At 75.0% G+C, this 525-nt stretch carries 1 protein-coding gene; it reads right to left on the bottom strand.

What is annotated here, in order from left to right:
* Window positions 1-247, bottom strand: a 247-nt coding sequence (locus tag G3I78_RS47490) for a hypothetical protein (protein WP_239158474.1), incomplete at its 3' end; no start/stop codon positions are given.
* Window positions 248-525: the final 278 nt, after the last annotated feature.

Genomic DNA, 525 nt, shown 5'->3' on the forward strand with positions numbered 1-525 from the left:
CGCGAGCGCGGTGAGCGCGGCGCTTGCGCGAGCGCAGCGCGTCCAGGCTCGGCTCGACGTCCCCCGGCGTCCAGCCGTGCATCGTGTACACCTCGTCCGACCACCACCAGGTCCCGGTGCCGAGCTCGACGCGGTACTGCCCCACGAGAAGGTGCGTGCCCACGGCGAGCACCTCGGCGAGGGCTGCGGGGCGCACGGGAGCGGTCTGCTCGGGGCTGGGGGTGGTGGTCGCGGAGATCGAGGCCATGGTGTCCTCCCAAGGTTCGGGGGGCTGCGGGCCGCTTCATGACTCCGCCTCCAACCTAGCCCACTCGTCCGGAGTCGGCACCCGGGCTCCGCTACGGTGCGGGCATGACCCGCGAGCCGCGCCGGACGATCGCCCAGCACGCCGACGACGCGCTCGCGCTCGTCCGCCCGACGCCGTCGACGGACGTCCCGCTCGAGGACGCGGTCGGGGCGGTCCTCGCGGCCGACGTCGTCTCGACGCTCGACGCGGCCGCGTTCGACGCGTCCGCGATGGACGGG

The sequence above is a fragment of the Streptomyces sp. SID13726 genome (assembly GCF_010548375.1).
In the GTDB taxonomy this organism is placed as follows: domain Bacteria; phylum Actinomycetota; class Actinomycetes; order Streptomycetales; family Streptomycetaceae; genus Streptomyces.